The organism is Bradyrhizobium sp. AZCC 1588, assembly GCF_036924735.1.
Lineage (GTDB): Bacteria > Pseudomonadota > Alphaproteobacteria > Rhizobiales > Xanthobacteraceae > Bradyrhizobium.
The window spans coordinates 6,494,398-6,520,978 of record NZ_JAZHSC010000001.1 but is presented as its reverse complement, the minus strand read 5'-3'; the positions used below and the strand labels follow the sequence as shown (position 1 = coordinate 6,520,978).

General features: G+C 61.3%; 22 protein-coding genes. 10 read left to right on the top strand and 12 right to left on the bottom strand.

The window, feature by feature from the left end:
* Window positions 1–32 precede the first annotated feature (32 nt).
* From V1277_RS30340 to secG, 8 genes are all read right to left on the bottom strand, one after another.
* A complete protein-coding gene (locus V1277_RS30340) occupies window positions 33–1,793 on the bottom strand; it encodes an adenylate/guanylate cyclase domain-containing protein (protein ID WP_334419409.1) in 1,761 nt (586 codons plus the stop codon).
* A gap of 328 nt (window positions 1,794–2,121) precedes the next feature.
* Window positions 2,122–3,354, bottom strand: coding sequence for an HlyD family secretion protein (locus V1277_RS30335; RefSeq protein ID WP_334375179.1), 1,233 nt, complete (start codon window positions 3,352–3,354; stop codon window positions 2,122–2,124).
* Window positions 3,347–3,814, bottom strand: coding sequence for a hypothetical protein (locus tag V1277_RS30330; RefSeq protein WP_334375178.1), 468 nt, complete (start codon window positions 3,812–3,814; stop codon window positions 3,347–3,349). The genes V1277_RS30335 and V1277_RS30330 overlap by 8 nt, the downstream gene beginning before the upstream one ends.
* A gap of 178 nt (window positions 3,815–3,992) precedes the next feature.
* Window positions 3,993–5,183, bottom strand: coding sequence for an MFS transporter (locus V1277_RS30325; RefSeq protein ID WP_334419408.1), 1,191 nt, complete (start codon window positions 5,181–5,183; stop codon window positions 3,993–3,995).
* Between the two features lie 13 nt (window positions 5,184–5,196).
* Entirely contained in the window at window positions 5,197–6,048 is an 852-nt protein-coding gene (kdsA, locus tag V1277_RS30320; protein WP_334419407.1) for a 3-deoxy-8-phosphooctulonate synthase, read from the bottom strand.
* 89 nt (window positions 6,049–6,137) lie between these two features.
* Window positions 6,138–6,464: an NIPSNAP family protein gene (locus tag V1277_RS30315; protein ID WP_057834587.1), complete on the bottom strand. Its 327-nt coding sequence runs from the start codon at window positions 6,462–6,464 to the stop codon at window positions 6,138–6,140.
* A gap of 257 nt (window positions 6,465–6,721) precedes the next feature.
* Complete coding sequence (locus tag V1277_RS30310) at window positions 6,722–8,353, bottom strand: CTP synthase (protein WP_334375175.1); 1,632 nt, start codon at window positions 8,351–8,353, stop codon at window positions 6,722–6,724.
* 167 nt (window positions 8,354–8,520) lie between these two features.
* The gene (gene secG, locus V1277_RS30305) at window positions 8,521–8,898 is read right to left on the bottom strand and encodes a preprotein translocase subunit SecG (protein WP_334375174.1); all 378 of its coding nucleotides are present in this window, start codon (window positions 8,896–8,898) and stop codon (window positions 8,521–8,523) included.
* 226 nt (window positions 8,899–9,124) lie between these two features.
* On the opposite strand from secG, the gene V1277_RS30300 reads away from it, so the two are divergent.
* Genes V1277_RS30300 through V1277_RS30290 form a run of 3 tightly spaced genes read left to right on the top strand, consistent with a single transcriptional unit; the run spans window position 9,125 to window position 10,605 of the window.
* On the top strand, window positions 9,125–9,691 hold the full coding sequence (locus tag V1277_RS30300; RefSeq protein ID WP_334419406.1) for a helix-turn-helix domain-containing protein: 567 nt from the start codon (window positions 9,125–9,127) through the stop codon (window positions 9,689–9,691).
* Between the two features lie 5 nt (window positions 9,692–9,696).
* Window positions 9,697–10,050 (top strand): hypothetical protein, encoded by a 354-nt coding sequence (locus tag V1277_RS30295; RefSeq protein WP_334375172.1) that lies wholly within the window; start codon window positions 9,697–9,699, stop codon window positions 10,048–10,050.
* A gap of 21 nt (window positions 10,051–10,071) precedes the next feature.
* Complete coding sequence (locus V1277_RS30290; RefSeq protein ID WP_334420493.1) at window positions 10,072–10,605, top strand: GNAT family N-acetyltransferase; 534 nt, start codon at window positions 10,072–10,074, stop codon at window positions 10,603–10,605.
* 1 nt (window position 10,606) lies between these two features.
* Here the strand turns inward: V1277_RS30290 and tpiA are convergent, their stop codons facing one another.
* Window positions 10,607–11,359 (bottom strand): triose-phosphate isomerase, encoded by a 753-nt coding sequence (gene tpiA, locus V1277_RS30285; protein WP_334419405.1) that lies wholly within the window; start codon window positions 11,357–11,359, stop codon window positions 10,607–10,609.
* A 252-nt stretch (window positions 11,360–11,611) separates the two neighbouring features.
* On the opposite strand from tpiA, the gene V1277_RS30280 reads away from it, so the two are divergent.
* From V1277_RS30280 to moaC, 4 genes are all read left to right on the top strand, one after another.
* Window positions 11,612–13,513, top strand: a complete 1,902-nt coding sequence (locus V1277_RS30280; protein WP_334419404.1) for a peptidylprolyl isomerase — start codon at window positions 11,612–11,614, stop codon at window positions 13,511–13,513.
* Window positions 13,514–13,598: 85 nt separating this feature from the next.
* Window positions 13,599–14,612 carry an anthranilate phosphoribosyltransferase gene (trpD, locus tag V1277_RS30275; protein ID WP_334419403.1) on the top strand — a complete coding sequence of 338 codons (1,014 nt, stop codon included), beginning with the start codon at window positions 13,599–13,601 and terminating at the stop codon, window positions 14,610–14,612.
* A 17-nt stretch (window positions 14,613–14,629) separates the two neighbouring features.
* Window positions 14,630–15,451 carry an indole-3-glycerol phosphate synthase TrpC gene (trpC, locus tag V1277_RS30270; RefSeq protein ID WP_334419402.1) on the top strand — a complete coding sequence of 274 codons (822 nt, stop codon included), beginning with the start codon at window positions 14,630–14,632 and terminating at the stop codon, window positions 15,449–15,451.
* Window positions 15,452–15,454: 3 nt separating this feature from the next.
* Window positions 15,455–15,958: a cyclic pyranopterin monophosphate synthase MoaC gene (moaC, locus tag V1277_RS30265; RefSeq protein WP_334419401.1), complete on the top strand. Its 504-nt coding sequence runs from the start codon at window positions 15,455–15,457 to the stop codon at window positions 15,956–15,958.
* A gap of 94 nt (window positions 15,959–16,052) precedes the next feature.
* Here the strand turns inward: moaC and V1277_RS30260 are convergent, their stop codons facing one another.
* The gene (locus tag V1277_RS30260) at window positions 16,053–16,646 is read right to left on the bottom strand and encodes a CGNR zinc finger domain-containing protein (protein WP_334419400.1); all 594 of its coding nucleotides are present in this window, start codon (window positions 16,644–16,646) and stop codon (window positions 16,053–16,055) included.
* A gap of 134 nt (window positions 16,647–16,780) precedes the next feature.
* Between V1277_RS30260 and V1277_RS30255 the strand changes: the two genes are divergently transcribed.
* From V1277_RS30255 to V1277_RS30245, 3 genes are all read left to right on the top strand, one after another.
* Complete coding sequence (locus V1277_RS30255; protein WP_334419399.1) at window positions 16,781–18,205, top strand: amidase; 1,425 nt, start codon at window positions 16,781–16,783, stop codon at window positions 18,203–18,205.
* Window positions 18,202–19,485 carry an MFS transporter gene (locus V1277_RS30250; RefSeq protein WP_334419398.1) on the top strand — a complete coding sequence of 428 codons (1,284 nt, stop codon included), beginning with the start codon at window positions 18,202–18,204 and terminating at the stop codon, window positions 19,483–19,485. Before V1277_RS30255 ends, V1277_RS30250 begins: the two co-directional genes overlap by 4 nt.
* Window positions 19,486–19,603: 118 nt before the next feature.
* Window positions 19,604–22,333, top strand: a complete 2,730-nt coding sequence (locus V1277_RS30245; protein ID WP_334419397.1) for a bifunctional diguanylate cyclase/phosphodiesterase — start codon at window positions 19,604–19,606, stop codon at window positions 22,331–22,333.
* Between the two features lie 1,067 nt (window positions 22,334–23,400).
* Here the strand turns inward: V1277_RS30245 and drt3b are convergent.
* Together drt3b and drt3a are read right to left on the bottom strand one after the other, a co-directional pair.
* On the bottom strand, window positions 23,401–25,359 hold the full coding sequence (drt3b, locus tag V1277_RS30240) for an antiviral reverse transcriptase Drt3b (protein WP_334419396.1): 1,959 nt from the start codon (window positions 25,357–25,359) through the stop codon (window positions 23,401–23,403).
* The gene (drt3a, locus tag V1277_RS30235) at window positions 25,349–26,581 is read right to left on the bottom strand and encodes an antiviral reverse transcriptase Drt3a (protein WP_334419395.1); all 1,233 of its coding nucleotides are present in this window, start codon (window positions 26,579–26,581) and stop codon (window positions 25,349–25,351) included. Before drt3a ends, drt3b begins: the two co-directional genes overlap by 11 nt.

Below are 26,581 nucleotides of genomic sequence, written 5' to 3'. Positions count from 1 at the left end.
ATCCCGCGACGCTGACTTAGTCGCGAACGGATTCAGCCAGGCGGCCGCAGCTTGCCGTCGGCTATGGGTGTATCGAAGGAAATTCCGAATACCGGAATAGCCTCGTCAAATCCCTTGATTTGGCGGTCCCCAAGTTCGACCAGGAATCGCTTGCCCCTAACACGTTCGGCGAGTTCGGAGTCTATCAGGATTTCCCGATCTGCGGCAGATGCGCATAGGCGGGCCGCTAGATTTACCACACTGCCGATGGCGGTGTAATCGAACCGGTTCGCGTATCCGATCCGTCCAACCGTTGCTGCCCCACTGGCAAGACCAATCCCGAACCCAACCTGGTAGCCTCGCGATCGCCAGCCGGCGATGAGTCGTTGCACGGTCTTCTGCATCTCAACGGCCAGATCGACAGCCCTTAGTGCCGGTTCTTCAACGGGCACGGGAGCGTTCACGAGAACCATAAGGCCGTCTCCCGAGAAACTGATGAGTGTCGCCTCAAATTGCGTAATGGCTCTGCCAAGCGCCTCATAGTACTCCGACAGCACGTTCATGACTTCCTCGGGTGCAAGTGCTGCGGAAAATGCGGTGAAGCCTCGCAAGTCGCAAAATATAACGACGACCTCTGCGCGGCGCCCGTCCAATACACTGTCGTCGCCCGCTCGATCGACGAGGTCGGCCACCTGCGGTGCGAGAAATCGCTTGAGCTTCGCTATGCGTTCCTGGTGCTCCTGCCCCAGCGCCAACTCGGCAGCCATCTTGTTAAAGCTGTTTGCCAGACGCTGAAACTCGTCGCCGGTCTCGATGGAAATGCGGTGGTCGAAAGACCCAACCCCGATCTTCTCAGTCCCTTCCTCGAGAACCCTTATTGGTTCGGTCATCCGGTGCGCCAGTGCATAGGCAAGCAACGCGGCCAGCATTGTGCCCCCCGCGAGGAGCGCCACGGTTCGCCACAAGACGGCATAGATCGGTGCGTAGGCTTCAGCTAGCGGCTGTTCGACGACGACAGTCCAATCGGGACCCGCAACGGGAGCCGCGACGGCGGCAACCTCATGGCCGTGGACATCTCGGCTTGTCGCGAAGCCGGTCCCCACGGGCCCGATTGCGTCGCGTATGGTGCGAAACGGCTTGGAGGTTGCTTCTTCTGCCCCACGGAGGACGAGGCTGATGTCGGGATGAGCAATGAGCCGACCCGGTCGGTCCAAAACGAACGCGAAGCCGGTCTTTCCCACCTTTATCGCTGAAATCACATCCCAGATCAGCTTGAGATTGACTTCTGCGATAACTACTCCGACCGATGGTCGATTACCAGCAACCGCGACCGTCAGGTGTGGTTCGGAGCCTCGATGGTATCTTACGTCGCTAAACCAGACTTGTCCCGAGCGGGCGCCAATTACCGCGGGATCAGCGGATCGGTCTGTGCGGCTTTCAATTCGATTGAGCCCGATCCGTGAAACATAGAGGCGCTCCAGGCCCCTGTTGTCGATGAGCGCGAGACTGACGATCGCAGGCGCCTGCCGAAACAAGCGTAGCGCCTCGGTCCGCCGTCGCTCGTCGGGCTCGTCGCTCCAGGGAACCTGAACCAACCAGCCGAGCTGGTTTGTGATACCGTAGATGAAATCATGGATTTCGGCTGCGGCAGACGTTGCTTGAACGCCAAGCAACTGATCAAGCCTTGCTCGCTGGTCGCGATAGCCGAACCAGGCTTCGACAACACCGTTAATCGCGAGCGGAATCGCGACGGCCATAAACAGCACGAGCAAGTACTTCTGGAAAAGGCCGCGAAAACGTTCTCGGACAATCATCGCTGGTACCAGTATAAAACAAAGTCAACAACTGCACTTGCTTCGGCGGTCCACCGGCAATCTTTATCACAGACTCCCAAGCATACAGCCGCTCCAAAAGATATGGCCGCGGGCGAGTCCCGTTTTTCTTACATTTTAGGGCTTTCAGATTGTAACGCTAAACGGACAACCAGCTGCGTATGTTTCACTTGCGTCTAGCTAGTCGGTGGTGCCGCGACCGAAGCCGGACAGAAGTCGAGCATTGTACGGGGTGACGATGGTTCGCGCTGCACGCGGCTGAGCAGGGCAGCATCCTCCCGGCAATCGACCAAAAGGTCGGCCGCCTCTCTCAGTGGCCGCTCAGCACCAGCGTCTTGACCGGCAACATCAGCGCCTGAATGCGCAGCAGCATGGCGTGCACGAGACCGGTGGCATCGACGACGTGCAGCGCAAAGCTCTTGAAGCCGCCGACTTGGCCCGAGGCGATCCGCTCGTGGTTGCTGGTATAGGCATTGGCAACGCAACTGCTGCCCGGCGTCACGCCCTCCAGCCCGCCCTGGAAGATCGGCTCCATGTAGACGAGGATCGTGCCCGGGCGCACGACCTGCTGCGCTTCGACCAATTGCTCGCCGCCCCTGAACTGCCCTGCCGCGATGTAGTCCTGGACGTTGGTCACGACCATCGGAATGATCGCCCACGGCTTGGAAATGCAGGTGGCCTCAGCCACCATTCCGACCTTCATGACCTGCGCTTCGATTTGTCCGAACCCTGCCAGAAGCGCGCGTCGTCCCGCGCCCTCCGGAATCAGGACGCCGGCCGACCGTATCATCGGATTGACGATATCGCCCGGCCTGAGCGCGAACTGCTCGACCCGCCCATCGACACCGGCGCGAATAACGGTCCTGTCGAGATCGACCTGCGCTTCGGCTAGAGCGGCCTCCGCGCTTGCCTTCTCCGCCGGGAGAAGCGCGCTCAACCGCGTCATCGCGGATTGTTTGGAAGCGGTCGCGGCGTCGAGCGTGCCCTGCCGGCCCGCGGCGGCCACCTCGAGCTTTTCGATGTCGCGTTGCGGCACGATGCCGGGGTTGCGCTTCTGCAGCTCGCGTTTGGTGTCGAGTTCGTCTGTTGCCTGCTGCAGCGCGCCCTTTGCTTCCTGAAGCTGGCCTTCCGCCTTGAGAATATCGGCCTGCGCCGACAGCATCGCCGCATCCACTTCGGCAATCTTGCGCCGCGCGGTCTGCAGGGACGCTTCCTGCTTGGCGCTGTCGAGCCTGAACAGCACATCGCCCTTCTTGACGGGCGCGCTGACGTCGACCTTCACCTCGGCCACCCGGCCGGTGACTTCGGGAACGATCGGAACGGTCCGGTAGAACAACGTCGCCGAACTGGTCGACGGATGATAGTAGAAGATCATCGTAATCAACGCGACCGTGAGCATCAGACAGGAGATGATGCCCCATCGCAGTTCGAACCACACCGAATAGAGCGTGATCTCGTGACCGAGGCGTTTGCCCTGCCGGTAACGCCGATAGAGATAATCGGGTAAGATGGTCAGCAGCGAGCAGAGGAGCAGCTCAAGCATGGCTGTGCACCTCGCTCTTGGCGCCAGCGGCCTTCTCGATACGGGCCTTGGCGTCATCGGACGCGGCAGCGTGCGTCGCGTCTCCAATAGGCGGCTCGGTCGGGTTCTGTTCGGGCGGAACGCCAGCCATCTTCTCGACCGACCCCGCAATCCTGCGCAGCGGCGTGCTGAAATCCGGCAGGTCGATCATCGCAAGGATCAAGCCCGCCACCCAGAACAGGTGCATGTGCGTGAAAAGCGCCAGCAAACCCAGGACCGCCACGATCTCGAACTGGAGCTTCTGCGACTTGTGCGCCATTCGCTCCGGCAGCGTGTGCAGGCGCAGATAGATGTTACCGACTGCCAGCACGGCGGCAATGAGGATGATGCCGACCACAACCATCAGCACATCGGTATCGCCCGGTGCAGTGATGAAGGACGGCAGATGATGCGGCGCGTTAGGGTGAAGCGGCTCGCTCACACCAGTCCTCCCTCACAACGGGCCAACGCACGGCGTCGGCCGACCACCTCAATCTTGGCACAATGTGGGAACTTGGCAAGCGCCGAACGTGGCCGCGGCGGCGAGTTGATCCCACCTCCATCCTTGAACCGGACGGCCGCTGCGGCCGACCACCGCACACGTCACGCCCTGCGGTGGGCTACACCGCCGCGTCGGCGGGTCGCGTCTGACGCAACAGCTTCGCGCAAATGAAGCCCAGCGCGATCATCACCGCCGCCGCCGTGAGCAAGGTCGGGACCTTGCCGGCATGCTGGATGCCGAAACCGTAGGCGATCGGGCCGACGGTCTGCCCCATGAAGAAAAAGAACGCGTGCAACGACAGCGCGGTCGCGCGCGCCTCTGCCGACAATTCGCTGGCGAATACCTGCAGACTGCCGTGGATCATGTAGAATCCCCAGCCCATGAAGATCAGGCTGAGCGTTTGCAACTTCCATTCCGGCCCCATCGCGACCGCGATGAGCTGGACACCGACCAGCGTCGCTCCTCCGATCATCATCCCATTCACACCAATCTTCGGCAGAAGCCGCGACACGGTCATGGTGTAGAACAGGCCGCCGACCGCAAAGCCCGCGATGACGACACCCGCGATCGACAGCGAGGTTTGTCCGAGCTCGAACAGAAAGGCGGCAATGAACGGAAACAGACCGAGCACGCAGCAGCCTTCGATAAAGACGGCCGAGTAGCAGATGCGCGCGTTCGGGTTGGTGAAAATCGTGCGATAGCCCTGTTTGAGGGCTGACAGGCTGGTCCGAGGCGGATGTGTCAGCGCCGCGCCGCGAAATCCGATCGCAACCACGATCGAGGCCAGCACGACGATCCCACCGAGCACAGCCAGCACGCCGCGCCAGCCGAGGAAATCGCCGATCAGGCCGGACACCGTGGCGCCCAGAAGATTGCCGGTCATGGCGCCAGCCAGCGTACGCCCGATCGCGACCTGACGCTTCTCGGCACCAACGAGATCGCTGGTTAGCCCCAGCGCGATCGGAAACACGCCGCCCGAACCGATGCCGGCCAGAATTCGGCTCGCAAACAACAGCGGGAACGAGGTCGCCATCGCGCCGAGAATGTTGGCGAAGCCGAGCAACGCCAGGCAGACGATCATCAGTCGCGCCTTGCCGAAAATGTCGGCGAAGGCGCCGAGCACCGGCTGGATGATGGCAAAGGTGAAGGCGAAGGCGGCGGCGAAACTCGCGGCTGTGGCGATGCTGACCGAAAAATCCTCGGCCACATGCGGCAACACCGGATCGAGCGCGCGGGCAGACAGGGCTGCCGAAAAGGTCGCGAGCGCAATGATGTTGAGCGCCGGCGGCATGCCGCTGGCGGCGCTCATGGCGCGGCCTGCCTCACTGGCGAGTTCCGCGCTTGGACAGCGCGTCGAACTCCATCAGCGTTTTCACCAGCGCCTCGAACTCGCGCAGCGGCACCATGTTGGGGCCATCCGAGGGCGCGCGATCGGGATCGGGATGGGTCTCGATGAACACGCCGGCGACACCAACCGCGACCGCCGCGCGCGCCAGCACCGGCACGAATTCGCGCTGGCCGCCGGATGAGGTGCCCTTCCCTCCGGGCTGCTGCACCGAATGGGTGGCGTCGAAGATCACCGGCGCGCCTGTTTGCGCCATGATCGGCAGCGCGCGCATGTCGGACACCAGCGTGTTGTAGCCGAACGACGCGCCGCGTTCGGTGACCAGCACATTGGGATTGCCGCCGCCGGTGATCTTGGCAACGACGTTGGTCATTTCCCAAGGCGCGAGGAACTGGCCCTTCTTGACGTTGACGGCCTTGCCGGTCGCCGCGGCAGCAAGCAGGAGATCGGTCTGCCGGCACAGGAACGCGGGGATCTGCAATATGTCGACCGCCTGCGCGGCTTCGGCGCATTGTGCGGGTTCATGCACGTCGGTGATCACGGGAAGACCGAGCGAGGAACGTATCTCGGCGAAGACCGGCAACGCCTGCGTCAGACCGACGCCACGTCCGGCGGAGCCGGAGGTCCGGTTCGCCTTGTCGAAGGAGGACTTGTAGACAAGACCGATTCCGAGGCGGCCGGCGATCTCTTTCAGCGCACCGGCCACTTCAAGCGCGTGGGCGCGGCTCTCCAGTGCGCAAGGTCCGGCAATGATCGAGATCGGCAGGTCGTTGCCGAATTTGACATTGCCGACCGAGACTACCGGGGCTGCTTTGAGATTCGCGTTCAAGGGATTTTCCTTCTGCTGGCGCGGGACCATGCCGGTCCGCGCTTTCAGGATCAACCCCGTTTAATCCCTGAATATCAGGATTGCGGCAGCTATTTTACCGCGGAGAACGCCGTCGGCACCAGGAGCTGGCTGACGATGTTGTCGATGATCTGCCCGTCCTCCTCGCTCTTGGCGCGGCCGGCGATCCAGTCGGGATCGGACTGGAACGCGGTCCATTTCTTCTCGCGGTCGGCAAGCGAGTCCCAGGCGACGAAATAGGTCAGTTCCTGGTTGGAGGTGCCGATCAGCGTCGTATAGAAGCCGGCCTGCTTGATGCCGTGCTTGTCCCACAGTTTCAGCGTCAGCGTATCGAACCGCTTCATCAGCGCCGGCAGGCGGCCCGGCAGGCAGCGATAGACGCGCATTTCCATGATCATCGGCTTGGCTCCCAAGGGTTGTTGTTTTTACGGGAGCGGTTTGTCGCAACAATTGACGCGTTCGTCAAAGGCCACTCCACTTCACCCGCCCCTTGAGGGGGCGGGTCGGCTCACATGGAGCGCAGCGTAATGTGAGACGGGGCGGGGTGACGGTCTCTCCACGTCCGACAGCGTCCATGTTGATAGACCGTCACCCCGCCCCGTCACGCATCTTGCGATGCGTGCCGACCCGCCCCCTCAAGGGGCGGGTGAAGGGACTACACCAACCGGCTCTGCACCACCGCCGCCTGAATGAACGACGCAAACAGGGGATGCGGCTCAAACGGCCGTGACTTCAGTTCGGGATGGAATTGCACGCCGATGAACCAAGGATGGTCCTCGTATTCGACGATTTCAGGCAGCACTCCGTCGGGCGATAGTCCCGAGAAACGCAGGCCGTGCTGTTCGAGGCGGTCTTTGTACGCCGTGTTGACCTCGTAGCGGTGGCGGTGGCGCTCGGAAATCTCGGTGGCGCCGCCATAGACGGCCGAGACGCGGCTGCCGCGCTTGAGCGTCGCGGGGTAAGCGCCCAGCCGCATGGTGCCGCCGAGATCGCCCGACTGCGAGCGCTTCTCCAACTCGTTGCCACGCAGCCATTCCGTCATCAGGCCGACCAGCGGCTCTTTGGTTGGGCCGAACTCGGTGGAGTTGGCTTCCTCGATGCCTACGAGATTGCGGGCGGCTTCGATCACGGCCATCTGCATGCCGAAGCAGATGCCGAAATACGGCACGTCGCGCTCGCGCGCGAACTGTGCGGCGCGGATCTTGCCCTCGGCGCCGCGCTGGCCGAAGCCGCCGGGCACCAAAATGCCGTTGACATGTTCGAGGAACGGCGTTGGGTCTTCGTTCTCGAACACCTCGCTCTCGATCCAGTCGAGATTGACCTTCACCTTGTTGGCGATGCCGCCATGGGAGAGCGCCTCGGTCAGCGATTTGTAGGCGTCCTTCATGCCGGTGTACTTGCCAACGATGGCAATGGTCACCGCGCCTTCCGGGTTACGCACGCGCTCGTTGATGACGTTCCAGCTTTGCAGCGCCGGCGGAATCTTTGGCGCGATGCCGAACGCGGCCAGCACCTCGTCGTCGAGGCCGGCGGCGTGATAGGCCTCAGGGACGGCATAGATGTTGTCGACGTCCCTCGCCTCGATGACGGCGCTTTCGCGCACGTTGCAGAACAGGCCGAGCTTGCGCCGCTCTTCCTTCGGGATTTCGCGGTCGGTACGGCACAACAGGATATCCGGCTGGATGCCGATCGAACGCAGCTCCTTCACCGAGTGCTGGGTCGGTTTTGTCTTCAACTCGCCGGCGCTCGGAATGTAGGGCAGCAGCGTCAAATGAATGTAGACGGCGTGATCGCGCGGCAACTCGTTCTTGAGCTGACGGATCGCCTCGAAGAACGGCAAGCCCTCGATGTCGCCGACGGTGCCGCCGATCTCGACCAGCACGAAGTCGTACTCATCATTACCGGAGAGAACGAATTCCTTGATCGCGTTGGTGACGTGCGGGACGACCTGGATGGTGGCGCCGAGATAGTCGCCGCGGCGTTCCTTGGTGATGATGTCCTGGTAGATGCGCCCGGTGGTGATGTTGTCGGCCTTGGTGGCCGGACGCCCGGTGAAGCGCTCGTAATGGCCGAGATCGAGATCGGTCTCGGCGCCGTCATCGGTCACGAACACTTCGCCGTGCTGATACGGCGACATCGTTCCGGGATCGAGATTGAGATAGGGGTCGAGTTTGCGGAGACGGACCTTGTACCCGCGAGCCTGCAGCAGGGCACCGAGTGCCGCCGAAGCCAGACCCTTTCCGAGCGAAGAAACCACGCCGCCGGTGATGAATATGTACCGCGCCATGGGATTCTACCTTTAAGGCCACTGCCCCGATTCTCCAAAACGAATCGCATGCGCGGGCAAACATTTTGCCGGGCTGTGGGTGACGTGAATTTTAAAGCGATTTCAGAGCATTAATGGGGAGATCTGATGCAGGACGGTAGAGGGCCGCCCTGCATAGCCACCCTGCTTTATTGCGAACGCGGCGCCTGCGGGCCGGACTGGCCCTGCTGCTCATCCACCTTCTTAAGCGTATCGAGCACGCCGCCGGAGGTCGGCGGAGCGACCGGCGTTGCGCCACCCGGCTGGGACTGCGTCGTCGGTGTGCCGAGGATCGAAGCAGGCTTGCGGTCGACGCCGGCGAGCCAGGCCAGCGCCATGCTGGTCACGAAGAAAAGCCCCGCCAGAATGGCGGTCGTCCGCGTCAGGAGATTGGCGGTACCGCGGCTCGACATGAAGCCGGCGCCGCCGCCCATGCCGAGCCCGCCGCCTTCGGATTTCTGCAGCAGCACGGCGCCGATCAGCACGGCGACGATCATGAGGTGAACGACGATAATGACGGTCTGCATCTCAAACCTTCCGTCACAAGCGAAGAGCGCCGGGCTTCGGCTGCACCAAGAGCTTGCGGGTTTTCCTGAAGTTGCGCGGTGTTACACGATCGGACGGGGCATTGTCACCCCCAACCGCCGCCGTGGAGATAATTGCCGCAGGCGCCACGGCAAGGCCGCCCGCGCCTCCCGCCCGATGCTTGCATCCGGTACTTGAGATCGCGGCAATTTCTCTTATAATAGACGAATGGATACTTTAGTAGACGATCTCAGCGCCCGGCTCGCCCACCGCCTGCGACTCGAACGCGATAGCCGTGGCTGGTCGCTGGCGGATCTCGCCGAACGCTCCGGGGTCTCAAAAGCCACCATCAGCAAGATCGAACGCGCCGAGGTCAGCCCGACCGCGGTGGTGCTGGTTCGGCTCGCCAGCGCCTTCGACCTCACCCTCGCCGGCCTGATGCTGCGGGCCGAAGGCCAGGGCGGGCGTCTTTCGCGCGCCGCCGAGCAGCCGGTGTGGCGCGATCCCGAGACTGGCTATTTGCGCCGGCAGGTGTTCAACCGGCCCGATCATCCCATTGAGATTATCAAGGTCGAGATGCCGGCGAAGCAGCGCGTGACGCTGCCCGCCTCATCCTACGCCCACATCCGCCAGGTCCTCTGGGTGTTGTCGGGCTCCCTCGTGCTCATCGATGGCGGCGAACGCCACGAACTTGGACCCGGCGACTGCCTCGGATTCGGTCCGCCGGCGGAAGCGACGTTCGCCAACGAGACCACCGCGCCCTGCACTTACGTCGTTGCCCTTGCCCGGAGCTGACGCCGATGCTGGAGATCGCTTGCAACAACGCCGCGACCCAGCCTGCAAGCACCAACGACCCGATTCCGGCCGGCCACAATGGCGGGCCGCCGCTCGAGGATGAGCACCGGCCTGAATGGGGCGACGGCGGCATCGGCAATTACTTTTACTGGAAGGCGGCGCATCGCGCGGCCTGGCACAACCCCTCGCCCGGCATTGTCGCGTTCCGCATCCGGAAAGCCGAGCGGCTGGGCCTCACCTACGAAGAATACACGCTGGAAATTCTCGAACGCGGGCGACATCTGCAGGTCGAGGATGTCGAGCGGATTGCAGAGATCAAGCGGGCGCGCTCGCGGCGCGCCGCCAATCCTCGAAGCTGAACCTTGCGGAAATTCATCCTGATGTCGGACATCCTGATCAAAGCCTTGAACCCGTCGCCCGAAATTTGCGCGATGCTCGGTGATTTGCTGATCGAAACCGTGGCGAACGGCGGCTCGGTCAGTTTCATGCATCCGCTGTCACAGAAGGCGGCCGAGGCGTTCTGGTCCAACTCGCTCATCGCTGCTGGTCGCGGCGAGCGGATCATTCTTGGCGCTTTTGACGGGGACGGGCTGATCGGGACGGTCACGCTGTTGCTCGACCTTCCGCCGAACCAGCCGCATCGCGCCGAGATCGCGAAGATGATGACGCGCGTCAGTCACCGCCATCGCGGCGTCGCCACAGCGCTGCTGCGCGAGGCCGAGCGATTGGCGATCGCGCGCGGGCGCTGGTTGTTGGTGCTCGACACCGCCGAGGACGAAGGCGCGGCAGGACTCTACGAGCGGATGGGATTCAAGCTAACCGGCGTGATTCCGGACTACGCGTTTAAGCCCCATGGCGGGCTGACGGGCACGCTGATCTACTGGAAGCGGTTGCAGGAAGGCGTACCTGCCTAAGTTAGCAGGCCTCCGCAATCGCCAGAAAGTCCACAGCTTTCAGGCTGGCGCCGCCGACCAGTGCGCCATTGACATCGGCAACCGCCATCAGTTCGGCCGCGTTCGAGGGCTTGACCGATCCGCCATAGAGAATCCGGATCTTGCTGCCTTCCGCCTTAAATCGGCTGGTAAGAACATCGCGGATAAAGCGATGAACTTGTTCGACATCTTTTGGTGTCGGCGTCAGACCGGTGCCGATCGCCCAGACCGGCTCATAGGCCACCACCAGATTGGCTGATGTCGCGCCGTCCGGCAACGAACCGGCGAGTTGCCCGCCGCAGACATCCAGCGTCTGGCCGGCATCGCGTTGCTTCTGGGTCTCGCCGATGCAAACGATCGCCACCAGGCCCGCGCGCCAAGCCGCTTCCGCCTTCTGCCGGACCAATGCGTCGGTCTCGGCATGGTCGGCGCGCCGCTCCGAATGCCCAACGATGATGGCACTGGCGCCGGCATCCGCCAGCATTTCCGCCGAGAGATCGCCGGTATGGGCGCCCGAGGCCTTGGTATGGCAATCCTGCGCCCCGACGGTGAGTTTTGAACCGAGCGCCCTGTCGGCAAAGCCGCCGATCAGGGTGGCCGGAGGGCAGACCAGCAGATCGGCCTTGCCGGCCAACGCACCGGCACCGGCGATCATGGCTTCGAATTCACCTAAGGAAGATTTCAGGCCGTTCATTTTCCAGTTGCCGGCGATCAGCGGCCGGATGGCATCGGTCATGTCGATTGTCCCGCAAATATCAGCGTTCCAGATGCGCTAGCAGAGCCACGCCGCCAGTTCCAGATACCGGTCGGGCGATCCCCGCGGCCATTAACCGCTTCAAATAGCCCGCATGGGCGAGGTTGCGAGGGGGGCGCGGCCACTTTATGATGCGTTTTCAACTCGGTGACGCCTTGTTGCGGAATTCGGTCCCGGATCGAATTCCCTTGGGCACGACCCGGTTCCCCTCTCCTTTAAAAACAAGTTGGACCCATGCTTCGAGGAATTCGGAAAGCCTCATCAAACTGGCTCGGCAAGGTTGTCATGGCCGTCGTGATGGGCGTTTTGATTGTCAGTTTCGCAGTTTGGGGTATTGCCGACATCTTCAAGGGATTTGGCCAGTCGTCGCTCGCCACGATTGGCAAGACCGAGATTTCGACGGAGCAATTCCGCCAGATCTACACGGAAAAGCTGCAGCAGCTCGGCCGCAGTTTCGGCCGTCCGCTGACCCCTGAACAGGCCCGCACCTTCGGGCTCGATCGGCAGGTGCTGCAACAGACCATCGCCGAAGCTGCGCTGGATGAGGAAGCCCGGCGCATGGGGCTTGCCCAGTCGCAGGACGAAGCCATGCGGCAGATCTACAGCGATCCGAATTTTGCGGGATTGGGCGGCAAATTCGATCCCGCTCGCTTCCAGGCCACGATCAGGCAGTTCGGCTATACTGAGCAACGTTATCTGGCGGAACGCCGGCGGGTCGGGCTGCGGCGCCAGATCGTCGGCGCCGTCTCGGCCGGGGCTGAGCCGCCGAAGGTCCTGATCGAGGCGCTCGCCCGCTTCCAGAACGAGCAGCGCTCGATGGAATTCGTCAGGCTCGACGCGGCGCAGGCCGGCACGATCGATCCGCCCTCGCCCGAGGCGCTGGCCGCCTATTTCGAGGATCACAAAACCCAGTTCCGCGCGCCCGAGTATCGCAAACTGTCCTTTGTCGTGATCAGCCCCGAAGAGATCGGCAAGTGGACCGAGGTCTCCGACGAGGATGCGAAGAAGGCCTTCGAGCAGCGCCGCGACCAGCTCGGAACGCCGGAAAAGCGCGAAGTGTCGCAGATGTTTTTTCCCAACGAAGGCGAAGCGCAGGCCGCGCGCAGCCGCATCACGTCGGGAACGTCGTTCGACGACGTCGCCAAGGAGCGCAACCTCAATCTGGCCGACGTCGATCTCGGCCTGATCGCGAAGAACGCGATCATCGACCCGGCGATTGCGGATGCGGCGTTCTCGCTGCAGTCAGGCGAAGTCAGCCAGCCGGTGCAGGGCCGCTTCGGCGTGGCGCTGGTCAAGGTCGGCAAGATCGAGCCAGGTGTGACGCCGACCTATGAAAGCGTCGCAGCGCAGGTGAAGAAGGAAATCGCGACCGAACGCGCGCGCGCCAAGGTCAACGAAATCCAGAACAAGATGGAAGATGAGCGCAGCGGCGGCGCCAATGTGGTCGAGGCTTCGCAGAAGCTCGGCCTCACCGCTGTCACGATCGAGGCCGTCGATCGCTCCGGCCGCACGCCCGACGGCCAGCCGGTGGCGAATATTCCGCGCGGCCTCGACGTGGTTTCGCAGGCCTTCAACAGCGATATCGGCGTCGACAACGAACCGATCCAGTTTGCCGGCGGCTATGTCTGGTACGACGTGCTTGGCATTACGCCCTCGCGCGACCGCCCGCTCGACGAGGTGCGCAGCCAGGTCGAGGCAAAATGGCGCGAAGACCAGATTTCGAGCAGGTTGCGCGCGAAGGCAACCGAGATGGTGCAGAAGGTCGAGCAAGGCGGCACGCTCGCCGCCGAAGCGGCCGCAGTCGGAGCGAAGGTCGAGACCGCGACCGGTTTCCGCCGCGACGCCTCGCTTTCAGGCGTGCCCTCCGCCGCCATCACGGCCGCATTCCGGACGCCCAAGGACGGCGTCGCGCAGACGCCGGGCACCGGTGGCAGCGAGTGGATCGTGTTGCGCGTCACCGACGTGACGGTGCCGCCGGTCGACATGGCCTCCGATGAGCTGAAGAAGTTGAAGGAGACGTTGCAGCGTGGCCTGACCGACGAACAGATCGCGCAATACGTGACCAAGATCGAATCCCAGATTGGCACCTCCATCAACGCGGCCGCCTTCGCGCAGGTGACGGGCGCGAACAATTGAGCATAATAACTCACCTCATCCTGAGGAGCGGCCACTTGGCCGCGTCTCGAAGGATGAGAGCCGGGCCGATTTTGAAAGCCAAGCGATGGACGACCTCAAATCTATCATCGGAAAAGTAGCCACCGGCGCGACGCTGTCGCGTGACGAGGCAGCCTCCGCCTTCGATGCCATGATGTCCGGCGAGGCCACGCCCTCGCAGATGGGCGGGCTGTTGATGGCGCTCAGGGTTCGCGGCGAGACCGTCGACGAGATCACCGGCGCGGTGGCGGCGATGCGCAGCAAGATGCTGCGGGTCAAGGCGCCTGCGGACGCGGTCGACGTCGTCGGCACCGGCGGCGACGGCTCCGGTTCGGTCAACGTCTCGACCTGCGCGGCCTTCATCGTCGCAGGCGCCGGCGTGCCCGTCGCCAAGCATGGCAACCGCGCGCTGTCGTCGCGTTCGGGGGCTGCCGACGTGCTGGCCTCCCTCGGCGTCAAGATCGACCTCACGCCCGACCAGGTCGGCCGCTGTGTGCAGGAGGCCGGCATCGGCTTCATGTTCGCGCCTGCGCATCACCCCGCGATGAAGAATGTCGGCCCGACCCGCGTCGAGCTCGCCACCCGCACGATCTTCAATCTGCTCGGGCCGCTCTCCAATCCGGCCGGCGTCAAGCGCCAGATGGTCGGCGTGTTCTCCAGGCATTGGGTGCAGCCGCTGGCGCAAGTCTTGAAAAACCTCGGCTCTGAATCCGTCTGGGTCGTCCACGGCTCCGACGGGCTCGACGAGATCACCCTCACGGGTGCGAGCTTTGTCGCCAGCCTCGACAACGGCAAGATCACCACCTTCGAGGTGACGCCGGAGGAGGCGGGCCTCACCTGCTGCAATGTCGACGCGCTTAGGGGTGGTGATGCGGACGCCAATGCGCTGGCGCTGCAAGGCGTGCTCAACGGCAAGCCCAGCCCCTATCGCGACGTCGCGCTCCTCAACGCTGCGGCGGCGCTGATCGTGGCCGGCCGTGCCAGGGACTTGAAGGAAGGCGTCGCGATCGGCGCGAAATCGCTCGATAGCGGCGCGGCGGCGGCACGGTTGAAGCACCTGATCGCGGTCTCACGCGGCTGATCCGAGGGGCGCAAGAAATGTCCGATATCCTGAGCAAGATCGAGACTTACAAGCGCGAAGAGATCGCTGCGGCCAAGCGCGCGCATCCGCTTGCCGAGGTCGAGGCTCGCGCCAAAGCGGCCCCGCCACCGCGCGGCTTCGTCCGCGCTGTCAGGGAAAAACTCGCCCGTGGCGACTACGCGCTGATCGCCGAGGTGAAGAAAGCCTCGCCGTCCAAGGGGCTGATCCGCGCCGATTTCGATCCGCCGGCGCTGGCCAAGGCTTACGAGGCCGGCGGCGCAGCGTGCCTGTCGGTACTGACGGACGAGCCCTCGTTCCAGGGCCATCTCGATTTCATGGTGGCGGCGCGCGCGGCAACCAATCTGCCGGTGCTGCGCAAGGACTTCCTGTTCGACACCTATCAGGTGGTGGAAGCCCGCGCCCATGGCGCGGATTGCATCCTGATCATCATGGCTGCGCTCGACGATGCCGCCGCGAGGGATATCGAGGACGCGGCGATTGCACTCGGCATCGATGTGCTGATCGAAATCCACGACCGCGCTGAGCTCGACCGCGCGCTCAAACTTCGTTCGCCGATGATCGGCGTCAACAACCGTAACTTACGGACCTTCGAGACCACGCTTGCGACCAGCGAGGCGCTGGCGCCGCTGATCCCGCGTGATCGCCTGATGGTCGGCGAAAGCGGCATCTTTACGCCTGATGATCTCGCCCGCCTCGAACGCGTCGGCATGTCGACCTTCCTGGTCGGCGAAAGCCTGATGCGGCAGGCCGATGTGACCGCGGCAACGCGCGCATTGCTGGCGCGTTCCGATACGGCCCGCCCCACCGGGACCGGCTAGCAGATGGCGCGGAAGGCTTCCAAAGGCGGCGCCGCCCTCACCCATATCGATGCCGCCGGCGAAGCGCGGATGGTTGACGTCTCTGCGAAGGCAGCGACCGAGCGCACCGCCATCGCCGAGGGGCGTGTCGTCATGGCCAAGGCGACGCTCGATCTGATCGTCTCCGGCAATGCCAAGAAGGGCGACGTGCTGAGCACGGCCCGCATCGCCGGCATCATGGCGGCAAAGCGCACGTCGGAATTGATCCCGCTGTGCCATCCGCTGGCGCTGTCCAAGGTGACGCTCGACATCACGCCTGACAAAAAACTTCCGGGGTGCATCGTCCGCGCCACCGTCAAGGTCACCGGCCCGACGGGCGTCGAGATGGAAGCGCTGACGGCGGTGTCGGTCGCGTGCCTGACGATCTACGACATGATCAAGGCGGTCGAGCGCGGCGTTCGCATCGAAGCCATCCATCTCGTCGAGAAGAGCGGCGGCAAGTCCGGCCATTATCGCGCGGAGCGCTGAACCGGCGACGACCCCGCAATTGTCACTACCTGTGACCATTGCGGTACAGAATGCGCTTCGTGCAGTTTTTGCGAAGCCATCCGCGCAAGACGACCTATTCAGCGTTGCGCTGGCGCTCGCGATAATTCCTCGTCTTCATGCGATTCCCGCACAATGACGACATGCACCATCGCCGGGTGGCAGGCTTCGAACGATCGAAGAACACGCGGCGGCATTCGTCGGAAGCGCACATTTTCAGCCGATCAAGCGTTCCATTTCTGGAGCCGTCGTAGAGCTCCGCAACGACCGATGAGAGGCCTGCCAGCGCATCGTCACGCGCGGCCCTGAGCACCATGCCGCCGTCATCCCTTGCCGTCGCGAGCAGCGGAAACAGTTTGAGCGCTTTGTTCAGCGCGCGGACCGAGTCCCTGTTTTTGCTTCGCTCAGACGGATCACGCTGCAGATAGTCGCGGATCAAGCTCCTGAGTTCAAGCGCGGTTGCGAGCATCGCCGGCGAAACCCTCGCATCGACGAGCAACAGCCCACGTTGCCGCATCCACACTGCGAATTCCCTAGCGTTTGCCAGTTCATCACCTTGCGGATGCTGCACGCCATGATGCGTGAAATGCCTGACGTCGAGCGTATTGGCGAAATCGTAGAGATTGGCCAACTCGTCGGGAACCTTGAACTGTCTGGACAATTTCGACACTGCAACACCAGTAAAGCATATTTACCGGTTGACATCAAGAGACACCGGTATAACGTTTATAGCGGTGTTGGATGTTGGCTGGCGATCAGTCCCTCGCCAGAGATTCCAGGCGCCGCATCGTTGACGGAGGCAGGATGGATATTGGCACCGACGATCTGCACTACCTTGAACTCACGGAGCTTGCGGCATGCATCAGGGCACGCAAAATTTCTCCGGTGGAAGCAACGCGCGCGCAACTCGCTCGCATCGCCGCTTTAGATGGCGAACTCGGCAGCTACGTCCGTGTGATGGCCGATGCTGCGATGGCGCAAGCCGAAGCTGCGCACGCCGAAATCGCAGCGGGCCGGTATCGCGGACCGCTGCACGGTGTTCCGATTGCGGTGAAGGATCTATTCTGGACAAGGAATGTTCCAACCGCTGCCGGCACCCTCGTCCACGGCGATTTCCTGCCGGATGAAGACGCAACTGTGGTGCACCGCCTGAATGAGGCCGGCGCCGTCGTGCTGGGGAAGCACCAACTAACGGAAGGGGCTTATTCCGATCACCATCCATCTGTAACGCCGCCGAAGAATCCGTGGAATCCAGACTATTGGCCGGGCATTTCTTCAAGTGGCTCGGCAGCCGCAACTGCGGCGGGGCTCTGCTATGGCTCGATCGCGTCCGATACCGGCGGTTCGATTCGCTGGCCATGCGCCGCCAACGGTCTCACCGGCTTGAAGCCAAGCTGGGGACGCGTCAGCCGCCACGGCGTGTTCGAATTGGCAGCGACATTGGACCATGTCGGGATCATTGCCCGGAGCGCGACGGATGCCGGCGCAATGCTTGGCATCATCGCCGGACGCGATCATGCCGATCCGACAGCCGTCCTCGACCCTGTGCCCAATTATCTGGCTGCAGCGGAACAGGACGTAAGAGACCTTCGCATTGGCTTCGACGCGAAGTGGAGCAGCGACGGCGTAGACGTTACGACCCAACAGGTGCTGGGCGAGGCGATCAAGACGTTACGTGCGCTTGGCGCTGACATTGTCGACGTGCGGTTTCCCGACGTGAAGCAGGCCGTCGCCGACTGGGTTCCGAATTGCGCGGTGGAGGCAGCGGTCGCACACGATGCAACCTACCCCGCGCGCAAAGATGAATATGGTCCGATCCTCGCCGCCGTCATCGAGGCGGGCCGCGCGCTATCCGCGTCCGACTACCAGAGAATCCTGCTGCGACGGCTGGAATTGCGCGGCCGGATCGCATCGCTGTTCGAGACGATCGATCTGCTGCTCATTCCGGTTCACCCATTCCCACCCTTGACGCTCGCCATGATACGGACGCTCGGCGAGCGGCCGGACCTGATCGCCAGATTGCAGGAATACACCTGCCCGTTCAACATGACCGGTCATCCCACGATCACGCTGCCCGGCGGTTTTTCCGCAACCGGAATGCCGATCGCGTTTCAGCTTGTGGCCGCCGATCTGGATGAAACCACGCTGGTACGCGCCGGCGCAGCATTCCAGAGGGCCACATCCTGGCATCGCCGCCATCCGTCGCTGAGCCCATGGAGGCAACATTGAGTGTCCAGTCAGCGTTGCCCAATTCCCGCATCTTCTACGGCTGGTTTGTGGTGGCTGCCGCTTTTGCCGTGACCTTTGTCGGCTTCGGCTGCGCCTATACATTCAGCGCGTTTCTCGACTCGTTGCAGCGTGATTTCGGCGCCTCGCGCGGTTCGGTGTCGCTGGTATTTTCGTTGGCCGGCTTTCTCTATTTCGGCCTCGGCATCGTCAGCGGTCCCCTCGCCGACCGCTATGGCTCGCGCCGTCTCGCGCTGGCGGGCATGCTGCTGATCGGCCTCGGGCTAGCCGCGGCAAGTGCCGCGCGCAATCTGGTCGAGGTGTACGCAGCCTACGGCCTTGGCGTCGGACTTGGCGTCGGCTGCGCCTATGTCCCGGCGGTCGGCGCGGTGCAGCGCTGGTTCGTGCGGCGGCGGGGCTTTGCCTCTGGTCTCGCCGTGAGCGGGATCGGGATTGGCACGCTGGTGATGCCGGCGCAGGCAACGTTCCTGATCGAGATGCTCGGATGGCGCGGCGCCTATCTTGCGCTCGGCGCATTCGCCGCGATTGTCGGCGGGGGGATGGCGCTCCTCCTCGAGAACGATCCGCGCGACCGGGGCCTCAATCCCGATGGCGATCCACTCCAGCAGGGAGCCATGTTGACTCGGGCCGAAGGTGCGTCGGTGCGCGAGGCGATCCGGTCGCGACGCTTCATCTCGCTATACGCCGCCTGCCTGATCTGCTCGTTCGGCCTGTTCGTGCCGTTCGTGCATCTCGTTCCCTATGCCGGGGACCACGGCGTCCCGGCCACATCCGCCGTGCTGCTGCTCGGCATCATCGGCATCGGCAGCACGGCCGGCCGATTTTTCCTCGGTGGTGTCGCCGACCATATCGGCCGCCAATCCGCCCTGCTCCTGCTCTTCGCGGGCATGGCGATCGCGTTGGCGATCTGGACGATCTCAACGACATTCTGGCCGCTTGCCATTTTTGCATTCGTCTACGGCATGATTTACGGCGCCTGGGTCGCCGTGCTTCCGGCCGTAGTGATGGATTATTTCGGCGGCCGCAACGTCAGCGGCATCATCGGCATTCTCTACACCAGCGTCGCCTTCGGTACCCTGATCGGTCCCAGCGCTGCCGGCTTCGCGTTCGATCTCACCCACGACTATACGCTGCCGATTCTGGCCGGCGTTGCCGCCAACATCCTTGCAGCGATTATCGTCGTGACGACCCGGACGCCCGGGGATGGCCGGAACCCGACCCTCCCCTGTGGTTGTCACAGCCCACACTCGCCACCGAGGTAACCATTCGTTAACCAGACTTCCTAACGTCAACTCCATCTCGGCGCGGTATCGAATCTATGGGCCGGGTTTGGGAGAACGCCGCTTCCGGCAGTTCATTTCCCGGCCGCGATCGCGTTCCATGGTTTCAACCGGCACCAATTCGTTGAGGATCGCGTTCGCCTTTCGCGGCGGCCCGATCCGCTGGTTGATCCTGGGCGGCACGCTTTTGATCGCCACCATCGCGATCGGCGCGACCATGATGGCCGGCAATTTCCGCGAGCGCGCGCTGCGCAATAGCGAACGCGAGCTGGAAAACACCGTGCTGCTGCTCGCCCGCCATTTCGACCAGCAGCTCGAAGATTTTCAGGTCGTTCAGAAGGACCTGATCGCGTTCATGCGTTCCAGCGGGATCGCCACGCTCGAAAACTACAAGCGCCGGATGTCCGGCCATGACATCCATCTCATCCTGAAATCCAAGATCGACGCGCTGTCCTATGTCGGCGGCATCAACATCTTCGACGCCGAAGGCAATCTGATCAATGCGTCGGCCGCCTGGCCGCCGCCGCCGGTCAACTCGGCGGACCGCGCTTTCTTCAGAACATTCAGGTCCGGCCCGCAATCGCCGGAGATGCTGGTCGAGCCGGTCTACAGCCGCATCACCGGCGCCTGGACCACCGTGATCGCGCGCAAAATCACCGGGCCGAACGGCGAATTGCTCGGCGTCATCGGCCGGGGCATCGAACCCGTCCATTTCGAAAAGTTCTTTGCAACCGTAGCGCTCGGCCCCGGCGCCTCCATCGCCATGCACCACAGCGACGGCACGCTGCTGGCCCGCTATCCGCATGTGGCGGAGCTGGTCGGCAAGAACTTCAGGACCGGTCCGGTCGCCCAGCGGCAAGTCTTCGAACTGACCCGCAGCACCTCGCGCCTCACCAGCCCGATCGACGGCGAGGACCGGCTGATCTCGTCGCGCGCGCTGACGAATTTCCCGATCGTGATCATCGCATCGATGACGACATCGGCCGCGTTGGCCGACTGGCGCGAGCAGATCGGAATCCTGATCGCCGTCACCGGGTTTTCCGTGCTGGCGATCGCCGCCCTGCTGCTTCTCGTCGTCCGCAAGCTTTCCTATCAGCACCGCGCATCGAAGCAGCGGCTGACGCTGGAAAAGCAGCGTCTCGACACCGCCGTCAACAACATGACGCAGGGCCTGTTGCTGTTCGATGCCAAGCAGCAGCTCATCATCTGCAACAGGCGATACCTCGAAATGTACGGCTTGTCGGCCGAGGTCGTGAAGCCGGGTTGCAGCTTCCGCGAGGTGATCGCCCATCGCAAGGAGACCGGCTCGTTCGTCGGCGACATCGATCATTACGTCGAGATGGTGCTGCGCGACATCGCGCACCGCAACGCCATGGTGATATCGACCCCTGACGGACGCTCGATCCAGGTCGTCAACGAGCCGGTCGCCGACGGCGGATGGCTGGCAACGCACGAAGACATCACCGAGCGGCGGCGCGCCGAGGAGCGCATCACCCACCTCGCCCTTTACGACGCGCTGACCGACCTGCCGAACCGCACCCTGTTCCACGAACGGCTCAAGCGCGAATTGTCCCACGTGGCGCCGGGCGAGCAACTGGCGGTGCTCTATATCGACATCGACGAATTCAAGAGCGTCAACGATTCGCTCGGCCACATGATCGGCGACGAGCTCCTGAAATCGGTCGCGGCCAGCGTCGCCGCTTGCTCGCAGAGATCCGATTTCGTCGCCCGGCTCGGCGGCGACGAGTTCGCCATCGTGCAGACCGGGATCGATGATATCGACGACGTGATGAAACTCGTCAGCCGCATCTTCGAGGCGATCCGCTCGCCCTACCAATGCCTGGCCCACCAGGTCACCACCGACGCCAGCATCGGCATTGCGCTGGCGCCGCAAGACGGGTCCGATATCGACCAGATCCTGAAGAACGCGGATCTGGCGATGTACGCCGCCAAGGCCGCCGGCCGCCGCACCTATCGCTTCTTCGAACCGGACATGGAAGCCGAGGTCCGCGCCCGCCGCAGCCTGGAAATGGACCTGCGCCAGGCGCTCGTCGACGGCGGCTTCGAAGTCTACTACCAGCCATGTCTGAGCCTGCAGACCAACGCGATCACCGGCTGCGAGGCGCTGGTGCGCTGGCGCCATCCGCAGCGCGGCATGATTTCGCCCGCCGAGTTCGTGCCGCTCGCAGAGGACACCGGCCTGATCAACCAACTCGGCGAATGGGTGCTGACCGCGGCCTGCAAGGAGGCCGCGACCTGGCCCAGCAATGTCAGGCTCGCGGTCAACGTCTCGCCGATTCAATTCAGGAGCGGCACGCTGGCGCTGAAGGTGATGGCGGCGCTCGCCGCATCGGGCCTCGCGGCGAGCCGGCTGGAGCTCGAGATCACCGAAGCCGTGCTGATCAGAGATGACGAGGCCGCGCTCGCCATCCTGCACGACCTCCGCTCCATCGGGGTTCGCATCGCGCTGGACGATTTCGGCACCGGCTATTCCTCGCTGAGCTATCTGCAGCGTTTCCCGTTCGACAAGATCAAGATCGACCGCTGCTTCATCACCGATATCGCCGAGCCGGAAGGCTCGTCCTGCATCGTGGAGGCGGTGGTGAACATCGCCGCCGAACGCCACATGACGACGACGGCCGAAGGCGTCGAGACCGAAGAGCAGCGCGACTTGCTGCGCGAACTCGGCTGTTCGGAAATGCAGGGTTACCTGTTCAGCGCGCCGAAGCCGGCGGCGGAGATCAGGCCGCTGTTGTCGGAGCGCAGGCAAGGCCCCGACGCGGCGCCGAGCCGGCCACCTAAGCGCAAGCCGGTTGCGCGGACGGCGTAGTACGACACTGCTTACCACCGTCATTGCGAGCGGAGCGAAGCAATCCATCGTTCCGCACGCGGGGTGACAATGGATTGCTTCGCTCCGCTCGCAATGACGCTGAGATACACGTTCGCATTCTCGCAACATGATTTGCCCGAGCTGTACTGTATCGCTTCGCCCTAGAACTGAGAGGGCGCAGGGAATGCCGGGTGCTTGCTGCACCCGCGGTCTCGTGTGCAAATGCACTTAAGAAATGCGCACACGAGCATACAGGTACAGCCGGAGCAGCCCGGCATTCCCTGCGCGATGGGTTTACGGCTTATGCCGTGCTCTCCCTGGAGACGAATTCCTCTTGCCTCCATCACCGACAGATTAGCGATTCATCGAACCCGGTCGGGTTTCGAAGAACCTCCGCCGGCTTGACACCAGCCACGGGTGCCAGGACCACACGGTTTTGCCGTACGCAGCTTCCTCTGCCAGAGACTTCAACCAGCCAAGTGCTTGCCGGCCAAAATTCTGGCGGAGGCGTTTAAGCGCCGTACGTCCTGCGCGCTGTGTTCACTCACGGATAACCGCCCTGCGACCACATCCACGCGCCCGACGCTGCCGCGTCCACCGCAACCCGTCCCAACGTTCGTGACGATGGCCAACGCCCCTCTTCTCGGAACGGGATGGCGGGATTTGTAAGCGTGATTTGGGGTTCGCGCGAAGCGGTTTATTTTTTCGCGTGGGACTGGACGGGGCAAATCAGCTTGAAGTTGTTACGGAAAATCGCGTGAACGCGCATACCTAACTAGGCGACCAGTGCGCTCTTCTTCTACGGAAGTACCAGCCGACAATGAATGCACTGTTACCGCCGCCCTTCTACTTCATCGAATTCCGTTCACTGGCGCATCGATTTGGTGCTGCCATATGGAAGGTGAGAGAGCCATTCTCACGCATCAAGTGTGTGTGGGCCAAGCCCACCCGTAAGAAGCTATGCCGCCGGTTAATTACGTTGGACGTCGTCGCCTCGTCGTAGTTACCCAGGTCACCCCAAGTAAATAGCTATCTCGAACGGCCCTCCCAAGATTGAATTACCACACCTAGTAAACGGGCCGCAATTCCTTCTTACGCAGATGGTTGAGCAGATCAATCTGCTTCCAATTCACGAACCAGGGATTTTGCTCAATCTCGGCGATGACAACAAAAGAAAAGTAGGTGCCGACGGAAATGCCAAGCCCCTTATACAACGCTGTCAGAACAGCCTTCCGGAACTCCCTCGTCAAGTAAGGGCACGCTATCAGGTCGAGCATAAAATGTGCATCCTGCGAATTCTTAGCCGGTAGCGCATTTGGAAGGAATTCAACGATCAACTTCTCCTCAATCTCATCGCGGATCGCCGTATCGCTATCGCCGTTGTAAAAAAGCAGTGTAACAATCGAAAAGTAGTCAACGCTCTCATCCTCAAGGATACGTCTGCAAATATCGAATATGTTCATGCGATAAGTTTGAGGAAGCTCACTAGATGCCAACAGAACGTTGAGGCTCTCAATGGGCACATACTCGCTCATTGCTAAATTTTGCAGCGCTGGATTATGAAAAAGCGATTGCACTAGCCTTCGCACAATCTCATGCACCGCTCCCGAGAACTCGAACAGATGCTCCCTAAAGAATCGTATGGAGACGATCGTCGCCCGAGCGACCTGGTACGAAGAAGAGACGGTCGCATGAACAGTAAAAAAGTAATACAAAGAACTTAGTAGGGAATTGAACGACGAGAGATAAGCGCTCTTGCTGAAGTGCTTGGATCGCTTAGCGAGCTTAAACCCTCCGATCAAGCTTTCGATTGTTGTGCAAATCGACCCAATTACATAGGGTGAAATGTCTTCATATCCCGCACCAGCGTTGGTACAAGCGACCTTCATATCATTGACCAACGTTCGCGTTAGTGCATCGGGGTTTCGTATCGCGCCCGCAACGCACGACCGAGTTTCAGCGTCAACCAAGCTTACCTGATCGCGAAAGCGATTTAGTCCGACAGTGGCATCTGCAATGATCTGAGACTTTCTTGTTTGCAGAGGCCGATGGATCGTCAACGTCTTGGCGTCGTTTAGATAGAGGTTAAACAGTTGGAGGGATTCTGAAAGTCCTCGCTGCAACGCATCTAAAACGTCCAAATCATTAGCGAAGATGGCATAGTCATCGATGTATCGACGCACCTCGAAATCTTGCCCCTGTACCAAATCGTACTTTTCTGCGCGTCGCAGGAGACTGACGTCTACCGATTGAAGAATAATTTCAGCAAATAGCCGAGATATCTCAGCACCTACGGGAATTCCATTCGTTTCGTTGTAATTGGAAAATTGCATCAATGAGTCGAACTCATTGGCAAACGAGACAGCAGAGGTATTTTCCTTTCCATGCTGCACGTCCTTGATAGCCCAAGCCATCGTGTGACTATAGATGGACGAAAAACATTTCGATATGTCCGTGAGACGCATCACAGAATAGGTTTTTTCTAATTGTACAAATTCGTCAGAACTAAAAAACTTATAAAATCGGTCGTACCTTGCGTATGCGAAGTAGGACCCAGGGTTCCTCACCGACTGATCATGGAGCAGTAGATCAATTGCAGCGCCCTTGTACTTCTTTTTGTCGGAGGCCTTGGTCGAGTAAAAAAAAGCACTGCCTATTTTAGTGGGGCGACGTATTGAGACATCATCATGCCGGCAAAAATATGGGATCAGATGTCCGTAATTCTGATAGAACAAGCAGGCACGGAACTGTGCCGCGGGGTGAGCCAAGCTGATTTGGCGACTGGAAGTATTCGTGAGCCTAATACGATATCGATAGGGAACCGTATATCGTTCGCTGCTATTAGCGACTATCGAGTCTACAATTCTCTTCAAACCAGATGTCTTGGGAGTTCGACGGAGGTTTGCATGAAACCCGTCATTGGAAAATATTATAGGAACGTCGTCCGGAGAGGTATCGGTCAGCAACGCTCTCCAACTGTTGCTTCGATCGATATTCCCTCGCCTTAAAGTCCATCTATGTTGCATCGCGCCAACACAACGTAAGTCGCGACAATTCATTCGGACGGAAATTGTAAAATACACGGCTAGCAAAGCTCTTAGAAAAACTGAACCGCAAGAAAGACCTGCGCTGGCGGTACGGCATCTTGTACGAAAGCCGGCGCGCTAGCGAGCTGTGCTCCCCGACAAAAATTGATCGTAGGAACGAATCCAATTCGACCAACCCGGTGTTGGAATTAGCCCGCCGATAGTTGCAATACAGTCCAACATTGCGAAGGCGTCCACTAGGTAAGTCTCGCAAGTTATAGTTACCTGTAAGCAACTGCAGCCGTCGCTCTAAAAGTCCAGCGTCACCATCCACAATAAAGCTGGCGACGGCTCGACACACACGCGACTTTAATCGACGGATTTTCTTAGGCGCAATGGTTACGTCGACATCTCGCGAGTACCGTTGATCTACCCGCTTCGTTTCGTGAATTGAGAAATTGTAACCGAGGTAATCAAAATCTCCGACGATCCCTGAGCCATCTGATCGGGACTGTACTGGGATGTCGATGCACTTCGTCTTGTTGCGATTGAAACGGAGGCCAGGAGGAAGCGCCTTTCTTAGCAGGAGCTCGAATTCCGCTCTGCTTTCCCGTGCGGCCGTGACTATGACAATGTCATCAACATAGCGAGCATAGTAGTAGACCTCGGGCAACCGCGAGACGAACCGATCAAATCGCTTTAAGGCATATTCCGACAGTGTAGCACTGAGCTGAATGCCTCGTGGAAGTCCCACGATGTTCCGATTCACCAATTCATAGAGAAAATTTTCTAGGACCAGAACTGCATTTCGCGGAATACGCGGCTCATTCGAAAGTTGACCAAATAGCTCCAAGACATCGATGCTCTCGAAGAATTGCTTTATATCAAATTTGTACAGCCGGTGTGGCACGCCTTCGCTAAGGACCGTATTGAGGCGACGAATGACAGCGTCTCTGTCCGATGGTTGAATCCCAATCGCCTGTCTGATCACCCTGTTCAAGCAACGAAGCGCCACCAAGTGGGGATTGGAGCGGACGCATAGCGCGAGATTTCCGCGAATCTCTATTTGCCGCAGATCAAGATCGGCAAATCCATTCCGAACAACTTTCAAAGCCTCGTCGGCAAGGTGCTCACGATTGATCGCCGCCTGACCGCTCGTGTCTTGCAAGTCCTGAGTCTTGATCGTATCCAGCAATAATGTTCTATCAATTTCTAATAGCAA